The organism is Streptomyces sp. SID5785 (assembly GCF_009870065.1).
GTDB lineage: Bacteria > Actinomycetota > Actinomycetes > Streptomycetales > Streptomycetaceae > Streptomyces.
The window spans coordinates 1-15,295 of record NZ_WWIA01000500.1 but is presented as its reverse complement, the minus strand read 5'-3'; the positions used below and the strand labels follow the sequence as shown (position 1 = coordinate 15,295).

Genomic DNA, 15,295 nt, shown 5'->3' with positions numbered 1-15,295 from the left:
GGTCGTCATTGTGCGCGTGTGAGGGGAAGCCGGTGGGAGTCCGGCGCTGACCCGCAGCCGTAGAGCCGGAATGCCTCACACCCGTAGTGATCGGCTCGGAACCGTCGAGGCACACGGAGCCGGAGCCGCCCGGCGCCGACGCGTGCCGTGCCTCCCGGCCCCCCGCAGGGAGAGGCACCCGCCCCACCATGAACATTCGCCGCAGCGCCGCGCTCGTCGCCGCGTCCGTCGTGATCGGCGGCGCGCTCGCGCCCGCAGCGGTCGCGGACAGTGCCTCCCCGTCGCCGAAGGTCGTCGTGCCGTCGGGTCTGTACGGCACGAGCGATCCGACGTACGACGGCGTGTGGCGGCAGTCCCTCGCGTTCGTCGCGCAGGACACCGTCGGGGTGAAGCCCGCCGCCAAGGCCGTGGACTGGCTGACCGGCCAGCAGTGCGCCGACGGCGGCTTCGCCGCGTTCCGCGCGGACCCGGGCACGAAGTGCGACGCGAAGACGGTCGTCGACAGCAACAGCACCGCGGCCGCCGTGCAGGCCCTGGCCGCGCTCGGCGGGCACGACGACACCGTCGGCAAGGCCGTCTCCTGGCTGAAGAAGAACCAGAACGCGGACGGCGGCTGGGGCTACAACCCGGGCGGCCCCAGCGACGCGAACTCGACCTCGGTCGTGATCGGCGCCCTCGCCGCCACCGGCGCGAAGCCCGCGGACGTGCAGAAGTCCGGCAAGGCGCCCTACGACGCGCTGGCCGCGCTCGCCCTGCCCTGCGCGAAGAACGGCAAGGACGGCGGCGCGTTCGCCTACCAGCCGGACAAGAAGGGCGAGCTCGCGGCGAACGCGGACGCGACCGCCGCCGCGACCACCGCCTCGCTCGGCGCCGGGTTCGCCCCGGACAAGGGCGACACCCCGGACGCGTACACCTGCACGGACGGCACGAAGCCCGCGGATCTCGCCCACAACGGCGCCGTGTACCTGCAGAACCAGCTCTCCACCCACCTCTACCTGAAGTCCGAGCTGGCCGGTGCGAAGGACCAGCCCGACTACGGGAACACGGCCGACGCGGTGACCGCCGTCGCCGCCGCCGAGGGCGTCAAGTACACGAAGGACCCGTACGCCTGGCTGGAGAAGAACGCGGGCGACTGGGCGAAGCAGTCCGGCCCCGCCGCCTACGCGCAGCTGATCTTCGCCGCGCACGCCACCGGCAACGACCCGCGCGACTTCGGCGGTACGGACCTGGTCGCGGCCCTCGGCAAGACCGGTCCGGCGCCCGCCGGGGCGGACGGCGACTCCGCGGCGAAGAAGAAGGACTCCGACTCCGACGACAAGAGCGGCGGCCTCGGCACCTGGTGGATCGTCGGCGTGATGTTCATCGCCGCCGTGGGCGCCGGGTTCCTGCTGAGCGGCCGGAAGAAGCAGCAGCTGTGACCCGCGGCCACCGCGCGGGGTTCGCCCTGGCGCTGCTCGTGGCGCTGCTGGGGCTGGCCGTCGCCCCCGCGCAGGCGGCCGGGTACCGGTACTGGTCGTTCTGGGAGCGGGACGGTTCGGCGTGGACGTACGCGACGGCGGGTCCCTCCCAGACCAGGCCGTCCGACGGCGACGTGCAGGGGTTCCGGTTCGCGGTCAGCGCCGACTCCGAGGACGCGACGCAGCCGCGCGGTACCGCGGACTTCGCCGCGATCTGCGAGGACACGCCCGCGAAGTCCGGGACGAAGCGCGTCGCGCTCGTCATCGACTTCGGCACGGCGAAGGACGCGCCGCGCGCCGGTGACACCCCGCCGAAGGCCCGGCAGGAGTGCGCCCGCGTCGGCGAGGACGCGACCAGCGCGGACGCGCTCGCCGCGGTCGCGACGCCGCTGCGCTACAACAGCAACGCGCTGCTGTGCGCGATCGCCGGGTACCCGTCCACGGGCTGCGGCGAGCAGGTGTCCGGCGAGCGGCCGGCGTCCGCCGAGCCCTCCGGCACACCCGACGCGTCCGGTTCCTCCGGTTCGTCCGGGCCGTCCGTCGGCGTGATCGCGGGGGTCGCCGTGGTCGCCGTGCTCGGGGTGGGCGCCGTGTGGCAGGCCCGCCGCCGGCGCGGCTGAGCCCGCGGCGATGTACTCCCGCCGGACCCTGCGGGCGCCGCACGCGCACCGCTCCCGTTCCGTGCACCCGGGCGCCTGGTGGATCTGGGCGCTCGGCCTCGGCACGGCCGCGTCCCGCACCACGAACCCGCTGCTGCTCGCGCTGCTGGTCGGTGTGGCCGGCTACGTGGTCGCCGCGCGCCGCACCGAGGCGCCGTGGGCGCACTCGTACGGGGCGTTCGTGAAGCTGGCGCTGGCCGTGCTCGGCATCCGGCTGGTCTTCGCGGTGGTCCTCGGCTCGCCGATCCCGGGGACGCACGTCCTGGTGACGCTGCCCGAGCTGCCGCTGCCGGACTGGGCGCAGGGCGTGCGGGTCGGCGGGCGGGTCAGCGCCGAGGGGCTCGTCTTCGCGCTGTACGACGGACTGAAGCTGGCCACGCTGCTGATCTGCGTCGGCGCGGCCAACGCGCTCGCGTCCCCGTCCCGGCTCCTCAAGTCGCTGCCCGGCGCCCTGTACGAGGCGGGCGTCGCCGTCGTCGTCGCGATGACCTTCGCACCGAACCTGATCGCGGACGTGCGCCGGCTGCGGGCCGCGCGGCGGCTGCGCGGACGGCCGGACAGCGGGCTGCGCGGACTGCTCCAGGTGGGGCTCCCGGTCCTCGAGGGCGCGCTCGAGCGGTCCGTGGCACTGGCCGCGGCGATGGACGCCCGCGGCTACGGGCGCACCGCCGAGGTGCCGCGGGGCGTGCGCCGGGCCACGGCCGTCCTGACGCTCGGCGGGCTGATCGGCGTGTGCGCGGGTACGTACGGGCTGCTCGCCGCGTCCGGCGCCGGGTACGGGCTGCCGGTCCTGCTCGGCGGGGTCGCCGCCGCGCTCGCCGGTCTCCGGCTGGGCGGCCGTCGCTCGGTGCGCACCCGGTACCGGCCCGACGTGTGGGGGGTGCGGGCCTGGCTGATCGCCGGGTCCGGGGCCGTCGCCGCGGCCGTGATGATCGTCAGCGGGGTGCGGGACCCCGCGTCGCTCCAGCCGTCCGTGGTGCCGCTGAGCATGCCCGCGCTGCCGCTGTGGCCGGCGGCGGGGGTGCTGGCCGGGCTGCTCCCGGCGTTCGTCGCGCCCGTACCCGTCCCCCGTGCCGCTGCACCGGCCCGATCTGTGGAGGCCTCGTCATGATCCGCTTCGAGGACGTCTCGGTGACGTACGACGGGGCCGCGGGGCCGACGGTGCGCGGCATCGGTCTGGAGGTGCCGGAGGGTGAGCTGATGCTGCTCGCCGGCCCGTCCGGGGTCGGCAAGTCGACGCTGCTCGGCGCGGTGAGCGGGCTCGTGCCGCACTTCACCGGGGGAACGCTCGCGGGCCGGGTGACGGTCGCCGGGCGCGACACCCGGACGCACAAGCCGCGTGAACTCGCGGACGTCGTCGGCACGGTGGGGCAGGATCCGCTCGCCCACTTCGTGACCGACACGGTCGAGGACGAGCTGGCGTACGGGATGGAGTCGCTGGGTCTTGCCCCGCCGGTGATGCGGCGGCGGGTCGAGGAGACGCTCGACCTGCTGGGCCTCGTCGAGCTGCGGGACCGGCCGATCTCGACACTGTCGGGCGGGCAGATGCAGCGGGTCGCGATCGGGTCCGTGCTCACCCCGCATCCGCGGGTGCTGGTGCTCGACGAACCGACCTCCGCGCTGGATCCGGCGGCGGCGGAGGAGGTGCTGTCCGTGCTCCAGCGGCTCGTGCACGACCTGGGGACGACCGTGCTGATGGCCGAGCACCGGTTGGAGCGGGTGGTGCAGTACGCGGATCAGGTGGCGCTGCTCGGGGGGCTCGGGGAGCCGTTGGTGGTCGGGGACCCGGCCTCGGTCATGGCTGTGTCGCCGGTGTTTCCGCCCGTGGTGGGGTTGGGGCGGGTCGCGGGGTGGTCTCCTCTGCCGCTCACGGTTCGGGATGCGCGGCGGTCGGCTGCGGGTCTGCGGGAACGTCTTGCCGGTTCGGGGTCCGATGCGGGGCGCGGGTCCGTCGTGGCTGGTCACGCAGTTCCCCGCGCGCCCCGGGTGCGGCGCTCGGTGCGGGCCGATTCCGACAAGGTGGAGGCCGCCGTATCCGTTCGGAAGCTCGGGGTCCGGCGGGGGCGGGCCGAGGTGCTCCGGTGGGTGGATCTGGAGGTGCGTGGGGGTGAGATCGTCGCGCTCATGGGGCGCAACGGGGCCGGGAAATCCACACTGCTTGGCGCGTTGGTCGGGATGGTGAAGGTCGGCGCGGGGGACGTGCGGGTCGGCGGGATGGACCCCCGGCGGGTGCAGCCGCGCGAGCTGATCCGGACGGTGGGGCTCGTGCCGCAGGAGCCGCGCGATCTGCTGTGCGCGGACACCGTGGGGGCCGAGTGCGTGGCCGCCGACCAGGACGCGGGCGCCGAGCCCGGGACCTGCCGGGGACTGCTGACCGAGCTGCTGCCCGGGATCGACGACGCCACCCATCCCCGCGACCTGTCCGAGGGACAGCGGCTCACGCTCGCGCTGGCGATCGTGCTGACCGCCGCCCCTCCCCTGCTGCTGCTCGACGAGCCGACCCGGGGACTGGACTACGCGGCGAAGGGCCGGCTGGTCGCGATCCTGCGGCGGCTCGCCGACGCCGGGCACGCGGTGCTCATGGCCACGCACGACGTGGAGCTGGCCGCCGAGCTGACCGACCGGGTCGCGATCCTGGCGGACGGCGAGATCGTCGCGGACGGGCCGACCCCGGAGATCGTCGTGTCGTCCCCGTCGTTCGCCCCGCAGGTCGCGAAGATCCTCGCTCCGCAGGAGTGGCTGACCGTCGCGCAGGTCGAGGAGGCGCTGGCATGAGCGGCGCCGGCCGGCAGGTGCGGGCGGTGCGGCTGGGACCGCGGTCGGTGGCGGCGCTGCTGCTGGTCGGCGCCGTGGGGATCGCGGCGATCGGCTGGCCGCTGATCACGGGCCCGGGGTCGCAGGTGAACGCCCATGCGCAGGACGCCCCGTGGCTCTTCGCGGGGCTGCTCGTGCTGCTCGTCGCGGTGGTCGCGGCGACGATCTCGGAGTCCGGGATGGGGCCGAAGGCGGTCGCGATGCTCGGGGTCCTGGCCGCGGCCGGTGCGGCGCTCCGGCCGATCGGGGCGGGCACGGCGGGGCTGGAGCCGATGTTCTTCCTGATGGTGCTGAGCGGGCGGGTGCTGGGGCCCGGGTTCGGTTTCGTGCTCGGCTCGTTGAGCATGTTCGCGTCGGCGCTGCTGACCGGCGGGGTCGGGCCGTGGATGCCGTTCCAGATGCTGTCGATGGGCTGGTTCACGATGGGCGCCGGGCTGCTGCCGGGCCCGCACCGGCTGCGCGGCCGGGCCGAGCGGGTGATGCTGGCGGCGTACGGCTTCGTGGCGGCGTTCGCGTACGGGACGCTGATGAACCTGGCGGGCTGGCCGTTCATGAACGCCCTGGCCTCGTCGGTCTCGTACCGGCCGGACGCGGCGCTGCACGAGAACCTGGCCCGGTTCCTGGCGTACTGCGTGGCGACGTCGCTGGGCTGGGACCTGGGGCGGGCGGCGCTGACCGTGGTGCTGACGCTGGTGGTGGGCGGCGCGGTCCTGAAGGCGCTGCGGCGGGCGACGCGGCGGGCCGCGTTCGAGGCCCCGGTCGCCTTCGAGGGGCCGGTCGCCATCGAGACCCCGGTCGCCCCCGACGGCGACGCTCCGCGCTCCGCGCCGCCCGCGGGCGGGAGTTAGGAGCGCTCACCCCGGTCGTTCCGGTCGTGCCGGGAGATCTCGTCGAACCAGCGGGTGACCTGCGGGGCGGACGCCTTGTAGCCGCCGAAGTGGTCCGTGTCGCCCTGGTCGAGGACCGGGGCGACGGCGCCGCGGGCCGCGAGCCGGTCGGCGCAGCTGCGGGCGTTGCCGATCGGGACGTCGGTGTCGCCGGACGCCGCGTACAGACGGACCGGGGCGGACGGCTTCCAGGCGCAGGCCGTGTCGTTGGCCTCCAGCGTCTTCTCGAGGGCGCCCGTGGGGTGCTGCATCCGGGCCCAGAAGGCGGGGGTGAGGAGCTCCTTCGCGGTGGGCGGGAGGGCGGCGATGATGTCCTCCTCCTCGTGCTCGCCGTCGAACAGCGCCTCGACGCGGTCGGCGTAGGGGGCGCGGAAGGCCTCGGCGGGGTCCCGGTAGAGCGGGTGCAGCCGGTTCTGGGCGACGAGGAAGTACGCGGTGTAGAAGAGGCCGCTGGTGTCGTTGACGCGGCCGTCGAAGAGGGCCGGGATCTCCTGGCCCGACAGGTCGTAGGGGCCGGAGACCGGGGCGAGGGCGCGGAGTCTGAACGGGCGCTCGCGCCCCGGCGAGTCGTCCTCCAGGGCCTTGCCGAGGGCCATGGCGACCTGGCCGCCCTGGGAGAAGCCGGTGGCGTAGACGTCGCCGGTGAGCGGGCGGCCGAGCCCGGCGGCGGCGTGCCGGGCGGCGCGCAGCATGTCGAGGGAGGCGGTGACGGAGGAGGCCGTGTCCATGTACGGGTGGCGGCCGGGCCCCTTGCCGAGGCCGAGGTAGTCGGGGGCGGCGACGGCGCGGCCCGCGGCGGCGTTGAGGTAGGAGGGGACGCGGCCGAAGTCGGTGGTGACGGAGGGCGCGTAGTCGCGGTGGACCATGGTGCCGTGGGTGTCGGAGACGATGTCGAGGCGGTGGGGTCCGCCGGTCGGCAGGGTCAGCAGCCCGGTCGCGGTGGTGGGGCGGCCGTACGGGTCGACGGTGCGGTAGGTGAGCCGGTAGGCGCGGACGCCGTGCCGGACGCGGCTGGTGTCCATGTCCTGTGCGGTGAGCCACCGCTGGACCCCGGCGCGGTCGAGCGCGGCGAGCGGGGTGACGGACAGGAGGGAGCCGCGCCGGTCCGTGGTGCGGTGGTGCTGCGCGGCGGCCGGCGAGCCGTCGGCCACGGCCGCCGCGGGGGCGGCGAGACCGCCGGCCAGGAGCAGGGCGGCGACGGCGGCGAGGCCCCGGCGGCGGCGCGAAACGGCGTGGCCGGCAAGGGAGTTGTGCGTGCTCTGGGTCATGCCACGACCGTAGGTTTCGGGGTGCGGGCCGGGACATCCGAGCCGCCCCCTGACCGGGGGTGGACCTAGGACCACCCCGGACCAGGGGGCATCCCCCGCGGCACGGTCAGAGGCGCTGGATGATCGTGCCGGTGGCGAGCGCGCCGCCCGCGCACATGGTGATGAGGGCGAACTCCTTGTCGCGGCGCTCGAGTTCGTGCAGGGCCGTCGTGATGAGCCGGGCCCCGGTGGCGCCGACGGGGTGGCCGAGGGCGATCGCGCCGCCGTTCACGTTGACCTTCTCCAGGTCCTGTTCGAAGACCTGGGCCCAGCTGAGGACGACCGACGCGAAGGCCTCGTTGATCTCGACGAGGTCGATGTCCTTGAGGGACATGCCGGCCTTGCCGAGGACGGCGCGGGTCGCGTCGACCGGTCCGTCGAGGTGGTAGTGCGGGTCGGAGCCGACGAGCGCCTGGGCGACGATGCGGGCGCGCGGCTTGAGCTTGAGGGCGCGGGCCATGCGCTTGGAGGCCCACAGGACGGCGCAGGCGCCGTCGGAGATCTGGGAGGAGTTGCCCGCGGTGTGGACGGCGGTCGGCATGACGGGCTTGAGGCCCGCGAGGCCGTCCATGGTGGTGTCCCGCAGGCCCTCGTCGCGGTCGACGAGCCGCCACATGCCCTGCCCCGCGGCCTGTTCGTCCTCGGTGGTGGGCACCTGGACGGCGAACGTCTCGCGCTTGAAGCGCTCCTCGGCCCAGGCCGCGGCGGCCCGCTCCTGCGAGATGAGGCCGAGGGAGTCGACGTTCTCCCGGGTGAGTCCGCGGCGGCGGGCGATGCGCTCGGCGGCCTCGAACTGGTTGGGCAGGTCCACGTTCCACTCGTCGGGGAACGGCTTGCCGGGGCCGTGCTTGGAGCCGGAGCCGAGCGGGACGCGTGACATGGCCTCGACGCCGCAGGAGATGCCGACGTCGATGACCCCGGCGGCGATCATGTTGGCGGTCATGTGCGAGGCCTGCTGGGAGGAGCCGCATTGGCAGTCGACGGTGGTCGCCGCAGTCTCGTAGGGCAGGCCCATGGTGAGCCAGGCGGTGCGGGCCGGGTTCATGGACTGCTCGCCGGCGTGGGTGACGGTGCCGCCGACGATCTGCTCGACGCAGTCCGCGTGGATGCCGGTGCGGCCGAGGAGTTCCCGGTAGGTCTCGCCGAGGAGATACGCGGGATGGAGATTGGCCAGCGCGCCACCGCGCTTGCCGATCGGGGTACGTACGGCTTCGACGATGACGGGCTCCGCTGCCATGACCTTCGTCCTCTCCACGCATTCCCGGACCAACAGAAGACGCCAAAAACTAGAACGAGTACCAGTTCTCCGTGCAGTCTCGATGCGATTACCCCGGGTACGCAAGGGGCGTGCACGGACATCGCACCGAACCGACACCTCCACGGGCCTTGCCACTTCTAGAACCCGTTATTACCTTTCCAGCCAGAACTGACGGGTCGTCAGACCCGAGCCCGCAACGAGTCAGGACGACTTCGGGAGTGACCCCATGCCGTGCCCCGCGCTGCCCGACGGGTTCGACTTCACGGACCCCGATCTGCTGCAAGACCGTGTGCCCTACCCGGAGTTCGCCCAGCTGCGGCAGGCCGAACCGGTTCGCTGGATTCCGCAGGAGCCCGGGATATCGGGATTCGCGGACGCGGGCTACTGGGCGGTGACCCGGCACGCGGACGTCAAATACGTCTCCACTCACCCGGAGATCTACTCCTCCAACGTCAACACCGCCGTCATCCGTTTCAACTCCTCGATCCAGCGCGACCAGATCGAGGTGCAGAAGCTGATCATGCTGAACATGGACCCGCCCGAGCACACCCGGGTGCGGCAGATCGTGCAGCGCGGCTTCACCCCGCGCGCCATCCGCTCGCTCGAGGACACCCTGCGCGCCCGGGCCGGGGACATCGTGGCCAAGGCGGTGGAACGGGCCGAGCGCGACGGCTCGTTCGACTTCGTCACCGACGTCGCCGTGGAACTGCCGCTCCAGGCCATCGCGGAGCTGATCGGCATCGCCCAGGAGGACCGCTCCAAGGTCTTCGACTGGTCCAACAAGATGGTGGCGTACGACGATCCGGAGTACGCGATCACCGAGGAGGTCGGCGCCGAGGCGGCCATGGAGATCGTCTCGTACGCGATGAACCTGGCGGCCGCGCGCAAGGAGTGCCCGGCCAAGGACATCGTCAGCCAGCTGGTCGCCGCCGAGGACCAGGGCAACCTGTCCTCCGACGAGTTCGGCTTCTTCGTCATCCTGCTGGCCGTCGCGGGCAACGAGACCACGCGCAACGCCATCACGCACGGCATGCACGCCTTCCTCACCCACCCCGCCCAGTGGGAGCTCTACAAGCGCGAGCGGCCGGACACCGCCGCCGAGGAGATCGTGCGCTGGGCCACCCCCGTCGTCTCCTTCCAGCGCACCGCGACCCAGGACACCGAGCTCGGCGGGCAGAAGATCAGGGCGGGCGACCGGGTCGGCATCTTCTACTCCTCCGCCAACCACGACCCCGAGGTCTTCGCCGACCCGGACGCCTTCGACATCACCCGCGACCCGAACCCGCACCTCGGATTCGGCGGCGGCGGACCGCACTTCTGCCTCGGCAAGTCCCTCGCGGTCCTCGAGATCGACCTGATCTTCAACGCCCTCGCGGACGCCCTCCCCGACCTGCGGCTCGCCGGGGACCCGCGACGGCTGCGCGCGGCCTGGCTCAACGGCGTCAAGGAACTGCGGGTGTCGGTCCCGACCTCCTGAATCCGCCCACCGGCCCGCCCGGACACGGCCTAGGATCAAGCTCCGTGGCCACGGTCGACTCGTCTCTCGCAATCCGGCTCACCGGTCCGGCCGTCCGCCACCGGGCGGCCCTGTGGGCGACGGTGCCCGTCCTGCCGCTGTACGTGGTGTGGGCGCTGTTCCTCGCCACGGGCGGCGGCGACCTCGCGGCGCAGCAGGCCTGGGCCCGGTTCGCCGCGGACCACGGCGGATCCGCGTACAACCTGTTCTGGTACGGCGGCATGCACACCGCCAACTACTCGGTCCTCTCCCCCTACGTGATGGCCTGGACCGGAGTGCGGCCGCTGACCGTGCTGTCCGGACTCGGCGCGTCCTGGCTGGGCGCCGTCCTGATCGTGCGCTGCGGGGTGCGCCGCCCGGTGCTTCCCGCGGTGCTCCTGTCGCTGGCCCTGTGGTGCAACGTGGCGTCGGGCCGCACCACCTTCGCGCTGGGCGTCGCGTGCGGGCTCGGCGCGTGCGTGGCCCTGACCGGCCGCCCCCGGTGGGTGCCCGGCGCGGTGTGCGCGGCGCTCGCCACGCTGGCCTCCCCGGTCGCCGGTCTCTTCCTCACGGTCGTCGGCGCCGCGTGGCTGCCCGCGCGGCAGTGGGCGCGGGCCGCGGCACTCCTGGTGCCGCCGGCCGTCGTGGTCGGGGCGACGACGCTGCTCTTCCCCTTCCACGGCGAGCAGTTGATGCCGGTCGGCCGGATCTGGCCGCCGGTGCTGTTCTCGCTCGCTCTGGTCGTGGCCGGGCCCGCCCGCTGGCGCACGGCCCGGTGGGCGGCGGCCGTGTACGCCGTGGGCACCGTGCTCACGTACCTCGTGCCCTCCCCCGTCGGCACCAACGTGGAGCGGCTCGCCGAACTCGCCGCACCCGCCGTGTTCCTGGCCGCCGCCCGCACCCCGGGGCTGCGCCGCGTGCAGGTGCTCGTCCTGGCGGCGGCGCTCGTCTGGTCCTCGGTGTGGATCGGGCAGAAGACGGTGGACGACCTGCGGGTGTCGACGCGGATACCGGCATGGGCCGCGCGCACGCACGGGGTCGTCACCGCACTGGAGCGGCTCGGCGCCGACCGCACCCGCGTCGAGGTCGTCCCCGCCCGCAACCACCGCGAGGCGACCGCCCTCGCCCCGCACGTGAACATGGCGCGCGGCTGGAACCGTCAGCTGGACGTCGAGCGCGGCCGGCTCTTCTACGACGGCACGTTCTCCGCGGCCTCCTACCGGGCCTGGCTGGACCGGTGGGCCGTCGGGTTCGTGGTGCTCCCGGAGGGGAAGCCCGACGGGTTCGCCGAGCAGGAGGCCGCCCTGGTGCGCGCCGGCACCGGCTATCTCCGGCCGGTGTGGCGCGACGCGCACTGGCGGATCTACCGGGTGCGGGCGGCGGTGCCGCTGGTGTCCGCGCCCGCGTCCGTGGTCCGTTCGGACGGGGCGCGGGTCACGGTCCGCTTCGCGCGGGCGGGCACGGCGACGCTGCGCGTCGCGTACTCGCCGTGGCTGCGCTCCGCGCACGGGTGTCTGCGGGTGCGGCAGCGCGGCGAGTTCACCGAGCTGACCGCGCCCGCGGCGGGCACCTACCGGGTCGGGTCCGGCTGGGGCCCGGGCCCCGCGGCGCCCGCGGGGCCGCCCGGCTCAGACGCCCGGTGTGGCGCAGGGTGACGCGCCGTCCTCCGGGTCCGCCGGGTCCGTCGGGGTGTCCGAGGGGCTCGGGCTCTCGTCCGGGTCCGCGCTGTCGGACGGGCAGTCGCTCGGGGTGCCCGGGTCGGTGGGCCCGTCGCTCGGGTCGTCGGTGACCGGCGGATCGGTGGGCGGATCGGTCGCCGGGTCCGTCGTGGGCGGATCGGTGGGCGGGGTGCCGCTGTCGGAGGGGCCGGGGCTCGGGTCGGGCGAGCCCGTCGGGTCACCGGACGGCTTCGGGGTCCCCGGGGTCTTCGTCGGGGTGGGACCGATGACGATGCCGCCGCCACCGCCCTTGCCGCCCTTGTCGTCGTCGACCGGCTTCGTCGCGGGCGTCTTCGACCCGGCGCCGGGGCTGACCGGCACGACGCCGGTGCCGTCCGGCACCGTGTGCACGCCGCTGCGGTAGAACTCCATCCAGTACAGGACGAGCCGCAGGTAGTCCCGCGAGTAGTTGTAGCTGAGGATGCCGCGCTCCAGGCCGCCCGGGGTGCCGAGGTCGCGGCCGCCCGCGCACAGGTAGTTCCCGGCGCCGAGGGCCGCGTCGAAGATGTTGTTGGGGTCGGCGCGGCCGTCGCCGTTCCCGTCCGCGCCCCAGCGGCGCCAGGTGCCGGGCAGGAACTGCATGGGGCCGACGGCCCGGTCGTAGACGGCGTCACCGTCCCAGGCGCCGTTCTCGGTGTCGCGGATCAGGGCGAACCCGTCGCCGTTCAGCGCCGGTCCGGTGATCCGGTGACGGGTCGTGCCGTGGGCGTCGACGTCACCTCCGCGCGCCTGCCCCGACTCCACCTTGCCGATCCCGGCGAGCAGCTGCCAGGGCAGCCGGCAGCCCGGGTCGGTGCGGCCCAGCGTCTTCTCCGCGCGCCGGTACGCGGCGAGCACGGACGCCGGGATGCCCGCCTCGGCCCGCACCTTCTGTGCGGGGGGCGTGGTGCCGCCCGGCGTGTCCTGCGCCTTCAGCGGCGGCAGTTCGGTGTGGTACGAGCCGTCGCCCTGGGAGGCGACCGGTGGCAGCGGCTCGTCGAGCACGGCGAACGGGTCGCTCCGGTCGGCCCGGTCCTCGTGGCCCGCGCTGCGGAGCAGGTCCGGGGCCTGGGAGGCGGTGAGCAGAGCGGTGGCGGCGACGGCCACGGCCGTGCCACGCAGGCCCCGGCTCAGCCGGATGGCGCGGCGCGGGCTGCGGCGTCGGATACGCGGGCTGCGCATGTCGGGCCCTTTCGTTCGTCGCGTGCGGTGGTCGGGGTGCGGGTCAGCTGCCGAACGTGTCGATGCCGGACACCCGCCAGGTGCCGCCCTTCTCGACGAGGTCGACGGCGAGCATGGCTCCGGCGTAAGCGGCGGCGGCGTCCGCCTTCGCGGCGGTGCCCGCGCTGCTCTGGTCGGCGAACACCAGGACCCGGGCGCGATGGCCGTCGATCCGCTCCACCGCGCTGTCGGTGACCGTCGTGGTGACGACCGTCTTCTGCTTCTTCGCCTGCGCGAGGACCGGCGCGAGCAGCGTGCGGTGCTGCTCGACCGCCTTGCCGGTGAGCAGCCGGTCGGCGGCCTTCTCCGACGCCCCCGGATCGGCCTGGTCGTACGAGAACAGCGCGTTCACCGCGCGCTCCGCCTCACCCTTGACCTTGCTGGTCCGGGCCGGGTCGGAGAGCGCCGTGTTCTGCAGTGCGGCCCCGTCGTGCAGGCTCTGCGCCCGGCTGAACGCCCAGCCCGCGAAGGCGCCGAGCAGCAGGGTCAGCGCGCAGAGCACGACGAAGAGACGGGGGACGCGGGGGACGCGGCGCGTGGCAGCGGCCGCCGCCGCCCGCCTGCCCTCGGCCTCGGCCTTGCCCTCGGCCTTGGCCTCGGCCTTGGCAGGGCGTTCGCGCACCGGCGTCCGCACCGGGGCCGGCGGCTCGGTGCGCTCCGGGGCGGGCACGGCGGCGAGACGGCGCTGCCGGTTGAGGTGGTGGCGGGTGGTGTGGCGCGTGGTGGACATCGGGGTCCGCTCCCGTCGGTTCGGGGGGTCGGTCAGTCGGTCGTCGCGGTGTCGCCGACCGGGGCCTGGCCGAGCGCGCTGAGCTTCCAGTGGCCGTCGGTGCGGGTGAGTTCGCCGAGCATCCGGCTGTCCTTCTCGGAGGACTTGCCGCCGGACGCGGTGACGGTGACGCGCAGGGCGACCAGGACGCGGGCCTTGCCCGCCCGCGCGTCGAGTTCGGTGAGCGCGCCGTCGAGGACCTTCGCGGTGCTGACCGTCTTCGCCTCGCGTACCTGCTTCTCGAACGCCGAGCGGCCGTCGACGAGTTGAGTGTGCAGCGCCCCCGTGGTGGAGGTCTCCCAGAGGTCGAGGCCGTCGGCGAGCTTCTTGTGGTCGAGGGTGTTGAGGTTCTGCACGGCCTGCTCCCCCGCCTCCAGGGCGTTGTCGCGGGCGGTGGCGTAGGAGGCGGTGTCGTCGTGGGCGGCGCCGTACCAGGACCAGCCGCCCCAGGCGGCGAAGGCGGCGGCGACGAGGGTCAGGGCGAGCGCCGCGAGCAGCAGCGGCCGGCCGATGCGGTCCATCCGGGTCCCTTTCACGGTCAACGCGCCTTGATGTCGACGATCCGCCAGACGTCCGCGCGCAGTTCAGCGGTGACGGACAGCTGGGCGGCGGACGTCGTGGGTTTCTTGGAACCGCGCGTGGCGGTCTGGTCGAGGAAGACGAGCAGGTGCGCGGTGCGGCCGCGCAGGCTGACGGTGCCGACCCGCACGGCCTGCGTCGACAGCGTCACCTTCTGGTCCCGCACCTGCGCCCTGACCCGGGCGAAGAGCTGGGCGTACTGCTCGGCGGCGCGCCCCGACAGGGCGCCGCGCGCGGAGCGCACGGTGGCGTCGGTGCCGTCGGGCGTGTACGAGAACACCTTGGCGAGAGCGCTGCTGACGTCCCCGTTCACCCGGGCGGTGGCGGCGGCGTCGGTCAGGGCGTGGTTGCGGGCGCCGTCGGTGCTGCGCAGCGCGTGCGCCTGCTGGAGGAGCAGGCCGCCGGCGAGGGCCAGCACGACCGCGGTGACGAGCACCGCGATCCCGCCGAGGCGGCCCCGCAGCCCGCGGGCTGCCTGGTCCGCGCTCTCCTCGGCGCCGTCCGGTGCGTCGGCATCGAGCCCGGGTGCGGTGTCCGGCTCGGCGGCCTCCGGCTCGGGCTCCGCCGTCGGGTCGGCCGTCGGGTCGGCCGTCGGGTCGGCCGTCGCGTCCGTCTCGGTGCGGCTCACTTCGTCACCCCCGTCACCGGGATCGCGTTCAGGGCGCGTACCTTCCATGTCCCGTCCTCCGCCCGGTCGAGCGTCGCCTCCAGGCGTTTGCGGTCCGTCGTCGGGGACTTCGCGCCCTTCGGGGTCGTCTCGACGCGCAGCGTGGCGATGAGCTTGGCGGTGCCCGCGTGGTCGTCGAGCGCGGTGACCGCGGCATCGGTGACGATGCCGCGCGAGGACGCCCCGGCCGCCGGGGACAGCTTGCCGAGCTCGGTGTGGAGCGGGCCCGAGGTGACCGACTTCCAGGTGCCGATGCCGGACTTGGCGCGGGCCGCCGACGACGCGTCCAGCGTGGACAGCGTGGCGACGGCGGCGCGGCCGTCGTCGAGCGCGGCGTCCCGGGCGCGCGCGTACGCGAGATCGTCGTCGGTGCGTGCCTGGGCGTAGGACCAGGTGCCCGCCCCGCACAGGGCGACGGCCGCGGCGAGTCCCACCCCCGCGAGGACCCGCCTCACGAGCCGTCCCCCGTCCCGGTCAGGCCGAGC

Annotated in this window: 14 protein-coding genes and 1 riboswitch; of the genes, 7 read left to right on the top strand and 7 right to left on the bottom strand. The window is 74.4% G+C overall.

Going from position 1 to position 15,295, the window contains the following annotated elements:
- Nucleotides 1-23: 23 nt before the first annotated feature.
- Nucleotides 24-75, top strand: a riboswitch (cobalamin riboswitch).
- Nucleotides 76-188: 113 nt separating this feature from the next.
- Genes GTW43_RS16370 through GTW43_RS16350 form a run of 5 tightly spaced genes read left to right on the top strand, consistent with a single transcriptional unit; the run spans nucleotide 189 to nucleotide 5,778 of the window.
- Nucleotides 189-1,418, top strand: a complete 1,230-nt coding sequence (locus GTW43_RS16370) for a prenyltransferase/squalene oxidase repeat-containing protein (protein ID WP_161302767.1) — start codon at nucleotides 189-191, stop codon at nucleotides 1,416-1,418.
- 26 nt (nucleotides 1,419-1,444) lie between these two features.
- Nucleotides 1,445-2,077, top strand: a complete 633-nt coding sequence (locus GTW43_RS16365) for an SCO2322 family protein (protein ID WP_202501514.1) — start codon at nucleotides 1,445-1,447, stop codon at nucleotides 2,075-2,077.
- 10 nt (nucleotides 2,078-2,087) lie between these two features.
- The gene (locus GTW43_RS16360) at nucleotides 2,088-3,227 is read left to right on the top strand and encodes a CbiQ family ECF transporter T component (protein ID WP_161302765.1); all 1,140 of its coding nucleotides are present in this window, start codon (nucleotides 2,088-2,090) and stop codon (nucleotides 3,225-3,227) included.
- Nucleotides 3,224-4,891 (top strand): ABC transporter ATP-binding protein, encoded by a 1,668-nt coding sequence (locus GTW43_RS16355; protein ID WP_161302764.1) that lies wholly within the window; start codon nucleotides 3,224-3,226, stop codon nucleotides 4,889-4,891. Before GTW43_RS16360 ends, GTW43_RS16355 begins: the two co-directional genes overlap by 4 nt.
- Nucleotides 4,888-5,778, top strand: a complete 891-nt coding sequence (locus tag GTW43_RS16350) for an ECF transporter S component (protein WP_237536625.1) — start codon at nucleotides 4,888-4,890, stop codon at nucleotides 5,776-5,778. The genes GTW43_RS16355 and GTW43_RS16350 overlap by 4 nt, the downstream gene beginning before the upstream one ends.
- On the opposite strand, the gene GTW43_RS16345 is transcribed toward GTW43_RS16350, so the two are convergent.
- Both GTW43_RS16345 and GTW43_RS16340 read right to left on the bottom strand, forming a co-directional pair.
- Nucleotides 5,775-7,085 (bottom strand): alpha/beta hydrolase, encoded by a 1,311-nt coding sequence (locus tag GTW43_RS16345; RefSeq protein ID WP_161302763.1) that lies wholly within the window; start codon nucleotides 7,083-7,085, stop codon nucleotides 5,775-5,777. The genes GTW43_RS16350 and GTW43_RS16345 overlap by 4 nt on opposite strands.
- A gap of 106 nt (nucleotides 7,086-7,191) precedes the next feature.
- A complete protein-coding gene (locus GTW43_RS16340; protein WP_161302762.1) occupies nucleotides 7,192-8,361 on the bottom strand; it encodes a steroid 3-ketoacyl-CoA thiolase in 1,170 nt (389 codons plus the stop codon).
- A 247-nt stretch (nucleotides 8,362-8,608) separates the two neighbouring features.
- On the opposite strand from GTW43_RS16340, the gene GTW43_RS16335 reads away from it, so the two are divergent.
- Both GTW43_RS16335 and GTW43_RS16330 read left to right on the top strand, forming a co-directional pair.
- Complete coding sequence (locus GTW43_RS16335) at nucleotides 8,609-9,859, top strand: cytochrome P450 (protein WP_161302761.1); 1,251 nt, start codon at nucleotides 8,609-8,611, stop codon at nucleotides 9,857-9,859.
- A 44-nt stretch (nucleotides 9,860-9,903) separates the two neighbouring features.
- Entirely contained in the window at nucleotides 9,904-11,532 is a 1,629-nt protein-coding gene (locus GTW43_RS16330) for a hypothetical protein (RefSeq protein WP_161302760.1), read from the top strand.
- Here GTW43_RS16330 and GTW43_RS16325 read toward each other — a convergent pair.
- The 5 genes from GTW43_RS16325 to GTW43_RS16305 are packed head-to-tail and all read right to left on the bottom strand — an operon-like array spanning nucleotide 11,506 to nucleotide 15,265.
- Complete coding sequence (locus GTW43_RS16325) at nucleotides 11,506-12,756, bottom strand: lytic murein transglycosylase (RefSeq protein ID WP_161302759.1); 1,251 nt, start codon at nucleotides 12,754-12,756, stop codon at nucleotides 11,506-11,508. The two genes, GTW43_RS16330 and GTW43_RS16325, sit on opposite strands and share 27 nt — an antisense overlap.
- 43 nt (nucleotides 12,757-12,799) lie before the next feature.
- The gene (locus tag GTW43_RS16320) at nucleotides 12,800-13,525 is read right to left on the bottom strand and encodes a hypothetical protein (protein WP_161302758.1); all 726 of its coding nucleotides are present in this window, start codon (nucleotides 13,523-13,525) and stop codon (nucleotides 12,800-12,802) included.
- 32 nt (nucleotides 13,526-13,557) lie between these two features.
- Entirely contained in the window at nucleotides 13,558-14,085 is a 528-nt protein-coding gene (locus GTW43_RS16315; protein WP_161302768.1) for a hypothetical protein, read from the bottom strand.
- 17 nt (nucleotides 14,086-14,102) lie between these two features.
- Nucleotides 14,103-14,771 carry a hypothetical protein gene (locus GTW43_RS16310; protein ID WP_343246029.1) on the bottom strand — a complete coding sequence of 223 codons (669 nt, stop codon included), beginning with the start codon at nucleotides 14,769-14,771 and terminating at the stop codon, nucleotides 14,103-14,105.
- Nucleotides 14,768-15,265, bottom strand: a complete 498-nt coding sequence (locus GTW43_RS16305) for a hypothetical protein (protein ID WP_161302757.1) — start codon at nucleotides 15,263-15,265, stop codon at nucleotides 14,768-14,770. The genes GTW43_RS16310 and GTW43_RS16305 overlap by 4 nt, the downstream gene beginning before the upstream one ends.
- Nucleotides 15,266-15,295: the final 30 nt, after the last annotated feature.

Coding starts and splice junctions, on each gene's coding strand:
- GTW43_RS16370 (WP_161302767.1), top strand. CDS start 189: ATGAACATTCGCCGCAGCGCCGCGCTCGTCGCCGCGTCCGTCGTGATC.
- GTW43_RS16360 (WP_161302765.1), top strand. CDS start 2,088: ATGTACTCCCGCCGGACCCTGCGGGCGCCGCACGCGCACCGCTCCCGT.
- GTW43_RS16355 (WP_161302764.1), top strand. CDS start 3,224: ATGATCCGCTTCGAGGACGTCTCGGTGACGTACGACGGGGCCGCGGGG.
- GTW43_RS16350 (WP_237536625.1), top strand. CDS start 4,888: ATGAGCGGCGCCGGCCGGCAGGTGCGGGCGGTGCGGCTGGGACCGCGG.
- GTW43_RS16345 (WP_161302763.1), bottom strand. CDS start 7,085: ATGACCCAGAGCACGCACAACTCCCTTGCCGGCCACGCCGTTTCGCGC.
- GTW43_RS16340 (WP_161302762.1), bottom strand. CDS start 8,361: ATGGCAGCGGAGCCCGTCATCGTCGAAGCCGTACGTACCCCGATCGGC.
- GTW43_RS16335 (WP_161302761.1), top strand. CDS start 8,609: ATGCCGTGCCCCGCGCTGCCCGACGGGTTCGACTTCACGGACCCCGAT.
- GTW43_RS16325 (WP_161302759.1), bottom strand. CDS start 12,756: ATGCGCAGCCCGCGTATCCGACGCCGCAGCCCGCGCCGCGCCATCCGG.
- GTW43_RS16320 (WP_161302758.1), bottom strand. CDS start 13,525: ATGTCCACCACGCGCCACACCACCCGCCACCACCTCAACCGGCAGCGC.
- GTW43_RS16315 (WP_161302768.1), bottom strand. CDS start 14,085: ATGGACCGCATCGGCCGGCCGCTGCTGCTCGCGGCGCTCGCCCTGACC.